This is a genomic window from Massilia orientalis, from assembly GCF_030411975.2.
Taxonomy (GTDB): Bacteria; Pseudomonadota; Gammaproteobacteria; order Burkholderiales; family Burkholderiaceae_D; genus Telluria; species Telluria orientalis.
The window spans coordinates 228448-239208 of the sequence record NZ_JASNRB020000010.1 but is presented as its reverse complement, the minus strand read 5'-3'; the positions used below and the strand labels follow the sequence as shown (position 1 = coordinate 239208).

At 69.5% G+C, this 10761-nt stretch carries 8 protein-coding genes; 7 read left to right on the top strand and 1 reads right to left on the bottom strand.

Features of this window, described 5'->3' with window-relative positions:
* Window positions 1-112: 112 nt before the first annotated feature.
* Complete coding sequence (locus QPK29_RS18280) at window positions 113-1036, bottom strand: LysR family transcriptional regulator (RefSeq protein ID WP_371770091.1); 924 nt, start codon at window positions 1034-1036, stop codon at window positions 113-115.
* Window positions 1037-1125: 89 nt separating this feature from the next.
* Between QPK29_RS18280 and QPK29_RS18275 the strand changes: the two genes are divergently transcribed.
* The 7 genes from QPK29_RS18275 (at window position 1126) to QPK29_RS18245 (ending at window position 10748) form a co-directional block, all read left to right on the top strand.
* Entirely contained in the window at window positions 1126-1893 is a 768-nt protein-coding gene (locus QPK29_RS18275) for an NAD(P)H-dependent oxidoreductase (RefSeq protein WP_371770092.1), read from the top strand.
* 51 nt (window positions 1894-1944) lie between these two features.
* Complete coding sequence (locus QPK29_RS18270; protein ID WP_371770093.1) at window positions 1945-3585, top strand: DUF5597 domain-containing protein; 1641 nt, start codon at window positions 1945-1947, stop codon at window positions 3583-3585.
* Window positions 3586-3709: 124 nt separating this feature from the next.
* A complete protein-coding gene (locus QPK29_RS18265; RefSeq protein ID WP_371770094.1) occupies window positions 3710-4963 on the top strand; it encodes a putative Na+/H+ antiporter in 1254 nt (417 codons plus the stop codon).
* A gap of 48 nt (window positions 4964-5011) precedes the next feature.
* Entirely contained in the window at window positions 5012-5449 is a 438-nt protein-coding gene (gene hepT, locus QPK29_RS18260; RefSeq protein WP_056136482.1) for a type VII toxin-antitoxin system HepT family RNase toxin, read from the top strand.
* 48 nt (window positions 5450-5497) lie between these two features.
* Entirely contained in the window at window positions 5498-6094 is a 597-nt protein-coding gene (locus QPK29_RS18255) for a DUF2760 domain-containing protein (RefSeq protein ID WP_056136480.1), read from the top strand.
* Window positions 6091-7950: an Hsp70 family protein gene (locus QPK29_RS18250; protein WP_371770095.1), complete on the top strand. Its 1860-nt coding sequence runs from the start codon at window positions 6091-6093 to the stop codon at window positions 7948-7950. The genes QPK29_RS18255 and QPK29_RS18250 overlap by 4 nt, the downstream gene beginning before the upstream one ends.
* Window positions 7947-10748 (top strand): Hsp70 family protein, encoded by a 2802-nt coding sequence (locus QPK29_RS18245; protein WP_371770096.1) that lies wholly within the window; start codon window positions 7947-7949, stop codon window positions 10746-10748. The genes QPK29_RS18250 and QPK29_RS18245 overlap by 4 nt, the downstream gene beginning before the upstream one ends.
* Window positions 10749-10761: the final 13 nt, after the last annotated feature.

The window sequence follows — 10761 nt, the reverse complement described above, 5'->3', positions numbered from 1 at the left end:
AATTCGTCGAACGTCAGGCCGCGCATCGTCACTCCTCATGAGTTAACTCGACGATGCGTATGACCTCTGCAACGAATTTCAGTTCACATAAATAGCGCGAACACAGCCTTTTTTATGTTGGATGTCCGAAACGCGGCGCCGCGCGCGCAAACGCCACCAGCCGCTCGCGCACCCAGCGCTGCGCCGCGTCCCCATGGTTGCGGTTATGCCAGGCCATGTGGATGGCGAAGCCGGGTACGGGCAGCGGCGGCGCCAGCACGCGCAGGCGGTTTGGGCGCCCTTCCACCAGGCGGGCCGGCACGAGGGCGACGAGGTCGGAGCGTTCGACCAGGTCCAGTACCGAGTGGAACGTCGACGCCGACACGACGACGCGGCGCCGCAGGCCCTGCGCGTCGAGCACCTCGTCGACCGGCGTCGTGAAACTGCCGCCGCGCGGCGAGACCATCACGTGTTCGAGTTCGCAGAACCGCTGCGTGTCCAGCGGCCGGCGCAGCGCCGGGTGGCCGCGCCGCGCGATGAAGACGTAGCGCTCCTCGAACAGCGCACGCGAACGGAGAGACTCCGCGATGCCTTCCGGCGTCAGCACCGCGAGGTCGACGTCTCCCTTTTCCATCTGCGCTTCCAGCCGCGTGGAATCGGCCGGACGCAGGGCGATGCGCAGGCCCGGCGCGTCGCGGCGCAGCGCGAGCGTGAAGTCGAGCAGCAGCGCCGCTTGCACGTAGTCCGAACACGCCACGTGGAGCGTGAACTCGTCGCGCGCGGGGTCGAAGGCGCGGGCCGACGTCACCACGTCGCGCAGCTGCGCGAGGGCCGCCGCCAGCGGCGCCTGCAGGCCCAGGGCCAGCGGCGTGGGCGTCATGCCGCGGTGGCTCGGCACGAACAATGGGTCGCCCAGCATCTCGCGCAGGCGCGCCAGCTGGGCGCTGAGCGCAGGCTGGCTCAGGTTCAGGCGCTGCGCGGCGCGGCTCACGCTGCGCTCGGCCAGCAGCGCGTCCAGCGTCACGAGCAGGTTGAAATCGATGCGCTTGATATCCATTTTTTGGATACTACCCCAAAAGCCGGCTGGCATTCCCAAGCGCGGTTCGCACGCCCAGAATGGCCTCCATCGCAATCAAGGAGCAAACGATGAAGACTGTTTTACTGGTACACGCCCACCCCGACCCGCATTCCCTCACCGCGCAGATGGTCCGGGCCGCGCGCGCCGAACTGCGCGCCCAGGGCCATGAAGTGATCCAGTCCGACCTGTATGCAATGGGCTGGAACGCCGTCTACGACGAACACGACTTCCCCGACCGGCAGGATCGCGAGCGCCTGTCGTTCGTGGACGAATCCGGCCACGCGTTCAGCACCGGCACGCAACCGGACGACGTGCGCGCCGAGCAGGCCAAGCTGATGGCGGCGGATGCCGTCGTCTTCCAGTTCCCGCTGTGGTGGTTCGGCATGCCGGCCATCATGAAGGGCTGGATCGAGCGCGTGTACGCCTTCGGCCTCGCCTACGGCTACCAGGGCGCCGGCAACCGCCACCGCTACGGCGAGGGCGGCCTCGCGGGCAAACGCGCGCTGCTGTCCGTGACGACAGGCGGACCGGCCGCCGACTACGGCCCGCGCGGCATCAACGGCCAGCTCGACGAACTGCTGTTCCCGATCACGCACGGCGTCCTGTTCTACCCTGGCATGGACGTGCTGCCCACGTATGCCGTGCATGGGACGAGCCGCATCGATGCCGAGGGCGTCGAACGCGCGAAGGCCGGCCTGGCGGCGCGCATGCGCACCCTGTTCACGGATGCGCCGATTCCCTACCGCACGCAGAACGGGGGCGACTTCCCGGACCGGCACGTGCTGGCGGACGACGTCGCGCCCGGTGTCACCGGATTGCGCGCGCATCTGCGCTGAGACGGTCCCGGTCGTGGGACAATGTTCAAAATCACCACGACAGGAGACCGAATGAAAAAGACGCTGGCCGGCTTGCTGCTGTCCGCCCTGGCCTGGTCGGCCCAGGGCGCCGATATCGTCCTCGACGCGCCGCTGCCGCGGATCGTGCACAAGGACGGGCGCCATGCGCTGCTGGTGGACGGCAAGCCGTTCTTCATGCTGGGCGCGCAGGTGAACAATTCCAGTGCCTGGCCCGCGCAGATGCCGCTCGTCTGGCCGGCCATCGACAAGCTGGGCGCCAATGCCTTGGAAGTGCCCATCGCGTGGGAACAGATCGAAACAAAGCCGGGCGTCTTCGACTTCGGCTACCTCGACCTGCTGCTCGCGCAGGCGCGCACCCACAACGTGCGCCTCGTGCTGCTGTGGTTCGGCGCGTGGAAGAACAATGGACCGAGCTATACGCCGGCGTGGGTCAAGCTGGACAACGCCCGCTATCCGCGCGTCGTCGATGCGAAGGGCGAGTTGCGCGATTCGCTGTCGCCGGTCTTCCCGGCCACGCTGGACGCCGACCGCAACGCCTTCGTCGCGCTGATGCGCCACATCCGCGGGAAGGATCCGCAGCGCACGGTCATCATGGTCCAGATCGAAAACGAGACGGGCACCTACGGCAGCGCGCGCGACCACTCGCCGGAAGCAAATAAACTGTTCGCGGGCCCGGTGCCCGCGCCGCTCCTGACGGCGCGCGGACGCACGGGCGGCACGTGGACGGAGGTCTTCGGCAAGGACGCGGACGAAGCGTTCCACGCCTGGTACATCGCGCGCTTCGCCGACGCCGTCGCCGCGGCGGGCAAGGCGGAGCTGGACCTGCCGATGTACGTCAACGTGGCGCTGCGCGATCCGTTCAAGCAGCAGGAACCGACGTCGTACTCGGCCGGCGGTCCCACCGACAACGTGATCGACGTGTGGAAGGCCGGCGCGCCGCACATCGACGTGATCGGCCCGGACATCTATTTTCCCGAGACGCCGAAATACCACGCCGTGCTGAAACTGTACGACCGCCCGGACAATCCGCTGTTCGTCCCCGAGACCGGCCACACCTTCGCCTACGCGCGCTACCTGTTCGACGTGATGGGCCGGCGCGGCATCGGCTTCTCGCCGTTCGGCGTCGATTTCACGAAGGAGGCGAACGACCCGGCCGCGATTCCAAAAAGCGCGTGGGACATGCTGGAGCCGTTCGCCAGCAACTACCGCCTCGTGGCGCCGATCATGCGACTCTGGGCGCGGCACGCGTTCGAGGGGAACGTCTGGGGCGCGAGCGAACCGGACGACCGCAAGCCCGTCGACCTGGACCTGGGCAACTGGAAGGCGCGCGTCCACTACGACAAGGGCACGTTCGGCGCGTCGGACTGGACGTGGATGAAGCCGCGCCCCGCGAATCCGCAGGGGCCGGAAGGCGGCGTGCTGGTCGCGGCGCTGGGCCCGGACGAATACCTGGTCACGGGCCGCATGGCGCGCATCGATTTCACCGCACCCGAGGGCAGCGGCAAGCGCGCCATGCTCGCGCGCGTGGAGGAAGGCCGCTACGACGACGCGGGCAACTGGGTGCTGCATCACGTATGGAACGGCGACCAGACCGATTACGGGTTAAATTTCACCACGGTGCCGCGCGTGCTTAAAGTAAAACTCGGAAGCTATCCGGCCCGCCAGCCCTAAGACCGTCGCCCCTGCGAAGGCAGGGCCCAATTTGCAAGCGTTTCGATGGCGCATGCAAAATTGGGTCCCCGCCAAGGGGGACGCCTAGTCCGGGGACGACGGGGTGATTGAAAAGGAACTCGTCATGACCACGACCATGCACAAGATCGCCCTGATCCTGTTCGTGCTCGCCCTGCTGCACACGTTCGCCACCCGTCTCTTCGAGGGCCTGGCGCACCGCCATCCGCGCCACGCCGGCCTGTTCCACCTGCTGGGCGAGGTGGAGGTCGTCTTCGGCTTCTGGGCCTTCGTGCTGATGCTGGCGATGGCCTTCGTCGACGGCAGCGCCGCCGCCATCGACTACGCCGAATCGCGCCATTACACGGAGCCGCTGTTCGTGTTCGTCGTGATGGTGGTGGCCCCGTCGCGGCCCGTGCTGGAGGCGGCGCGCTCGCTCGTGCGCCTGCTCGCGCGGCTGCTGCCGCTGCGCACGGAAGTCGCGCAGACATGGCTGGGCCTCGCTCTCGTGCCGCTGGTCGGCTCGCTGATCACGGAACCGGCCGCGATGACGATCGCCGCGCTGATGCTGGCCCCGTCCGTGTTCCGTCCCGGCATGCCGGAATGGCTGAAGTACGGGGCGCTGGGCGTCCTGTTCGTCAACGTGTCGATCGGCGGCACGCTGACGTCGTATGCCGCGCCGCCCGTGCTGATGGTGGCCGGGGCGTGGGGCTGGGACAGCATCCACATGCTGACGCACTTCGGCTGGCGCGCGGCCATCGCCGTGCTGGCCAACGCCAGCGTCGTGACGTACCTGCTGCGCCCGCACCTGCGTCCGTTCGACATCTCGATCGAGGGCGAGGCGCCCGTGCGCATGCCGGTTCTCGTCACGCTCACCCACCTGGGCGTGCTGACGGCGATCGTGTTGCTGGCCCACCATCCCGTGCTGTTCACCGGCATTTTCCTGCTGTTCCTCGGCATCACCCAGGCCTACCCGCGCTACCAGGACCCGCTGATCCTGAAGGAAGGCCTGCTGGTCGGCTTCTTCCTCGCCGGCCTCGTCGTGCTGGGCGGGATGCAGCAATGGTGGCTGCAGCCCATCGTCGCGAAGCTGGAACCGACCGCCCTGTTCTTCGGCGCGCTGGGCCTCACCGCGATCACGGACAACGCCGCGCTGACCTACCTCGGCTCGCTGATCGCCGGCCTGTCCGAACGCGCGCAATACATGCTGGTGGCGGGCGCGGTGGCGGGCGGCGGCCTGACCGTCATCGCCAATGCGCCGAACCCGGCCGGCGTGGCGTTGCTGCGGCGCGGCTTCAACGACGAGTCGATCGGGGCCGTGGGCCTGCTGCTGGGTGCGCTTGCGCCCACTTGTGCGGCGGCTGTGTTGTTCTTGTTGTAACGTATTGACTGTAACGGGACCCTCCACGTCCCGCAGCGAGGGAACAACATGGATCACGACCTGCTGGTCAGCAAGACGGGCACCATCGAGCGCTGCTGCAAGCGTGCCCGCGACGAATACGAGAAGGACCCGACGACCTTCGTCGGCGACATCACGCGCCAGGACGCGGCGACCTTGAACGTGATCCGCGCCTGGGAAGCGGCCGTCGAGATGGGCGATTACGTGCTGGCCGACCGCGGCCTGGGCCCGGCGCACGACGAGCGTGAAGTCATCACGCTACTGGCGGACAACGGCTGGATCGAGCCGGCACTGGCCGAGGACCTCAAGCGCACGGGCGAATTCTGCCGCGCCGAATGGGACCACCAGGCCGCGCCGCTGCCCGCGCTGGTGACCATCATCAAGCGGGGACTGGACGATTTCGACGTGTATGCACGTGCGCTGCTGGCGGGCAGCACGACAGATGATCCGGCGGCGGATGCTGTCTAACTGGTATCATGCGCCCTTTCTGAACCACGCACCAGACACCACAAGAACATGAGCCAACCGACCAACCTGCCATCCTTCTGGAGCCGGCTGTCCCTTGCCTTCGGCGCCTTCTTCAAGACCCTGGGCGACGCCGAGTTCGCCGCGCGCGTGCGCGACGACCAGGTCGGCCCGATCGCCGCACCTGCGCCCGCCCCGGCACCAGCACCGAAGCCCGCGCCTGCACCTGCCCCCGCATCGGCCCCCGCATCGGCCCCATTACGCATCGCCACGCCGGACGCGGCCCTGCAATTGCTGGGCCTCCTGCAGCGCGAAGCCCGCCTGATCGACTTCGCCAACGAAAACATCACGGTCTACGCGGACGCCGACATCGGCGCCGCCGCCCGTCTCGTGCACGAAGGCTGCGCGCGCGTGCTGCGCGAGCACTTCACCATCGAACCCGTGCGCGGCGAGCTGGAAGGCACGCGCATCACGCTGCCGGAAGGCTTCGACGCCGCCAGCGTGCGCCTGACCGGCAACGTCGTCGGCAAGGCCCCGTTCACCGGCACCCTGTCGCATCGCGGCTGGCGCGCCCGCGACGTGCGCCTGCCGCAGCTGGCGGATAAACACGACGCCAGCGTCATCGCCCCGGCGGAGGTGGAACTGTGAGCGACATCCAGACCAACGACGCCCGCTACGCCATCGGCATCGACCTCGGCACGACGCACAGCGCGCTGTCGTACGTGGACCTGCAGGCCAGCGACGGCGAGAAGGCCGACCAGGGCGTGCTGGGCATCCCGCAACTGAGCGCGCCCGGCACCGTCGAGGCGCTGCCGCTGCTGCCGTCGTTCCTGTACCTGCCGCACCCGGACGAACTGGCGCCGGGCGAACTGGCGCTGCCGTGGACGAACGGCCAGGCCGCGCCCGTCGTCGGTGAAATGGCACGCAGCCGCGGCGCAGGCACGCCGATCCGCCTCGTGTCGTCCGCGAAGAGCTGGCTGAGCCACCCGAGCGTCGATCGCCGCGCCGCCATCCTGCCGACCGACGCGCCGGAAGAAGTCGAACGCGTGTCGCCGCTGGCCGCATCGACCCGCTACCTCGAACACCTGAAAGCCGCGTGGAACGCGACGCATCCGGACGCGCCGTTCGAACGGCAGGCCGTCACCGTGACGATCCCGGCGTCGTTCGACCCGGCCGCGCGCGAACTGACGGCGGAAGCCGCGAAGAGCGCCGGATACGGCAACCCGACCTTGCTGGAAGAACCGCAGGCCGCGCTGTACAGCTGGATCGAAGGCAGCGGCGGCGGCTGGCGCAAGCAAGTGAAAGCGGGCGACATCGTGCTGGTCGTCGACGTGGGCGGCGGTACGAGCGACTTCTCGCTGATCGCCATCCTCGAACGCGACGGCAACCTGGAACCGCACCGCGTCGCCGTCGGCGACCATATCCTGCTGGGCGGCGACAACATGGACCTCGCGCTGGCCCACCTCGTCGCACGCAAGCTGCAGGCGAACGGCACGCAGCTGGATGCATGGCAGATGCGCGCCCTCACCTACGCCTGCCGCGGCGCCAAGGAACACCTGCTGGCGGACGCCGACGCGACCACGTGGCCGATCGTCGTGCCGAGCCGCGGCTCGAAGCTGATCGGCGGTTCGATCCGCACGGAGCTCACGCGCGACGAAGTCACCACGTTCATCACGGACGGCTTCTTCCCGCGCGTGGAAGCGTCCGCACGCCCCGCGACACGCACGCGCGCCGGCCTCACGCAAGTGGGCCTGCCGTATGCGCAGGACGCCGCCATCACGCGCCACCTCGCCGCCTTCCTCGGCCGCCAGGCCGGCGCGACGGCGGAGCTGGAAGGCTTCAACGGCAAGGTGAATGCCGAGCACACCTTCCTGCACCCGAGCGCCGTCCTGTTCAACGGCGGCGTGTTCAAGTCGGAGATCCTGGCCAAGCGCGTGATGGACACCATCAACGACTGGCTGTACATGGAAGGCGCCGAACCGGCCCGCATGCTGGAAGGCGCGGACCTGGATCTCGCCGTCGCGCGCGGCGCCGCCTACTACGGCTATGCGCGCCGCGGCGGCGGCGTGCGCATCCGCGGCGGCACGGCCCGGTCGTACTATGTCGGCGTCGAGTCCTCGATGCCCGCGATCCCCGGCTTCGAACCGCCGCTGGAAGCGCTGTGCGTGGCGCCGTTCGGCATGGAAGAAGGCAGCGAGCTGGAACTGCCGGGCCAGGAATTCGGCCTCGTCGTCGGCGAGCCCGTGCACTTCCGCTTCTTCGGCTCCACCGTGCGGCGCCAGGACCATATCGGCACCGTGCTGGAGTCCTGGAGCCCGGACGAGCTGCAGGAATTGAACGAGATCCAGGCGACGCTGCCGGCGGAAGGCCGCACGCCGGGCGACGTCGTGCAGGTGAAGCTGCATGCCGTCGCGACGGAAGCGGGCACGCTGGAACTGGTGGCCGTGGCCCGTGAAGGCCAGCGCTGGAAGGTCGAGTTCGACGTCCGCAGCACCGAGCAGTGACCCGCACCAGACCAGCCCTCGTCGGCATCGACCTCGGCACCACCAACACGGTGCTGGCGTATGCCGACGTGGGGTCCGACCAGGTCGCCACGCTCGATATTCCACAGCTGGTGGCGCCCGGCGAAGTGGGCACGGCGCCGCTGCTGCCGTCGAGCCGCTACCACCCGCTCGACGGCGAACTCGCGGCGGATGCGCTGCAACTGCCGTGGCAACAGCCGGACGTGGGCGGCGTGGAAAGAGTCGCCATCGGCCGCCTCGCGCGGAGTCTCGGCGCCGCCTCGCCGGGGCGTCTCGTCGCCTCCGCGAAAAGCTGGCTGTCGCATCCGGGCGTGGACCGCACGGCACCGATCCTGCCGTGGGGCGCGCCGGACGACGTGCCGAAAGTCTCGCCGCTGGCCGCGAGCGCCAGCTATCTCGCCCATCTGCGCGCGGCGTGGAATACGCGGCACCCCACGCAGCCGCTGGAACGGCAGCAGATCGTCCTCACGATCCCCGCGTCGTTCGACGAAGGCGCGCGCGCCCTCACGCTGGAAGCGGCGCGTCTCGCCGGCCTGCCCGACGTGCGCCTGCTCGAAGAGCCGCAAGCGGCCCTGTACGACTGGCTGCAACGCCACCGCACGACCCTGGCTACCGACCTCGCGGACGCGAAGCTCGTGCTCGTGGCCGACGTGGGCGGCGGCACCACCGACTTCACGCTCGTCAAAGTCGAACTGAAAGACGGAGAACCGGCGCTGTCGCGCATCGGCGTGGGCAACCACCTGATCCTCGGCGGCGACAACATGGACCTCGCCCTCGCCCACCTGGCCGAATCGCGCCTGGGCGAGAGCCAGCGCCTGTCGGCCGGCCGGCTCGCGCAACTGACGGAACGCTGCCGCGCCGCGAAGGAACAGTTGCTGGCGCCGGACGCGCCGGATGAAGTGACCGTCACCCTGCTCGGCAGCGGCTCGCGCCTCATCGGCGCCAGCCGCTCCGCGACGATCGCGAAGGCCGACGTCGACCGCATCGTGCTGGACGGTTTTTTCCCTTTTAACGACACCCAGGAAGGTCCGCAGCGCGCCCGCGCCGGCATCGTCGAATTCGGCCTGCCGTATGCGAGCGACCCGGCCATCACGCGCCATCTGGCGGGCTTCCTGCGCCAGCACGCGCAGGCGGCGCGCGAGGCGCTGGGCATCCCCGATGACGATCGCCTGCCCGTGCCGGATACGCTGCTGCTGAACGGCGGCGTGTTCCGCGGAGAAGCGCTGGCGCAGCGGCTGGCCGGCGTGCTGTCCGCGTGGCGCGGCGACGCCGTCCGGGTGCTGCACAATGCCGATCCGGACGTCGCCGTCGCGCGCGGCGCCGTCGCCTATTCGCTCGCGCGCGCCGGGCTCGCGCCCGCCATCGAAAGCGGCTCGGCGCGCAGTTATTACCTGATCCTCGAGGAAGGCCAACGCAAGGATGGGAAACTGAGCGCCGTCTGCGTGCTGCCGCGCGGCGCCCGTGCCGGCGCGGAGATCACGCTGGCCGAACGCAGCTTCGCGCTGCGCGTGGGCCGGCCCGTGCGCTTCCACCTCGTGTCCGCCATCGCCGATACGGCCGCGGCGGGCGATCTCGTCGACCTCGATCCCGCCGACGTCGTGCGCCTGCCCGCGATCGCCACCGTGCTGCGCGCGCAGGATGCGAAGACCGCATCCATCCCCGTGCAACTGGCGGCCGCGCTGTCCGAGCTCGGCACGCTGGAGATGTTCTGCGTGGCCGAGGATGGCAGCGGCCAGCGCTGGCGCCTTGAATTCCAGCTGCGCGGCGAAGAAGAGGCGCCGGCCAGCGCCGATAGCGCGCATCCGCAGGTCGACGAAGCCGTCAAGCGCATCGACCGCATCTTCGGCGCCCGCAACCAGCAGGTGGAAGTGCGCGAAGTGCGCCAGCTGCGCGGCGCGCTCGAACACGTGCTGGGCGGCCGCGAACGGTGGGAGACGCCCCTGCTGCGCCGCCTGTTCGACGCCCTGATGGAACGCGCGAAAGGCCGGCGCCGCTCGGCCGAGCACGAACGCGTGTGGCTGAACCTGGCCGGCTGGTGCCTGCGGCCCGGCTTCGGCGACCCGCTCGACGACTGGAGAATCCAGCAGCTGTGGGCCCTGTTCCCGGCCGGCGCGCAATACGTCAAGGACAGCCAGGTCCGCGCCGAATGGTGGACCCTGTGGCGGCGCGTGGCCGGCGGACTCTCCACGGAAGCGCAGCTGCGCCTGCTCGACGACTTCGCGTTCAACCTGCAGGCCGACCCGAACGACCGCGCCAGGCGTCCCGCCACGCTCGTCGACGGCAGCGAGGACGACATGCTGCGCCTGGGCGCGTCGCTGGAGCGCATCCCGGCCGCGTACAAGGCCGAGATCGGGGACTGGATGGTCGGCCGCATCATGGGCATTCCGGCGACGCCCAAGCCCGACGCGAAGGCCGCGGCCACGTATGCGCGCTATCTGTGGGCGCTCGCGCGCGTGGGCGCCCGCACGCCGCTGCACGGCAGCGCGCACGAAGTCGCGCCGCCGGATGCGGCCGGACGCTGGCTGACGGAACTCATGCTGCTCGACTGGAAGCGGATCGAACCGGCCGGCTTCGCCGCCGCCCACATCGCGCGCAAGACGGGCGACCGCACGCGCGACATCGGCGAGGACTTGCGCGCCCAGGTACTGCAGAAGCTCGCATCCGCGGGCGCACCGGCCAGCTGGTCCGCACAGGTGCGCGAGGTCGTCGAACTGGACCAGGAAAGCAGCACGCGCATGTTCGGCGATGCGCTGCCGCCGGGGTTGAAACTGCTGCGTTAAACCCCGTCATCCC

Bases quoted from the DNA above. Each gene is read 5' to 3' on its own strand.
- hepT (WP_056136482.1), top strand. From the start codon at position 5,012: ATGGATCACGACCTGCTGGTCAGCAAGACGGGCACCATCGAGCGCTGC.
- QPK29_RS18275 (WP_371770092.1), top strand. From the start codon at position 1,126: ATGAAGACTGTTTTACTGGTACACGCCCACCCCGACCCGCATTCCCTC.
- QPK29_RS18255 (WP_056136480.1), top strand. From the start codon at position 5,498: ATGAGCCAACCGACCAACCTGCCATCCTTCTGGAGCCGGCTGTCCCTT.
- QPK29_RS18280 (WP_371770091.1), bottom strand. From the start codon at position 1,036: ATGGATATCAAGCGCATCGATTTCAACCTGCTCGTGACGCTGGACGCG.
- QPK29_RS18265 (WP_371770094.1), top strand. From the start codon at position 3,710: ATGACCACGACCATGCACAAGATCGCCCTGATCCTGTTCGTGCTCGCC.
- QPK29_RS18270 (WP_371770093.1), top strand. From the start codon at position 1,945: ATGAAAAAGACGCTGGCCGGCTTGCTGCTGTCCGCCCTGGCCTGGTCG.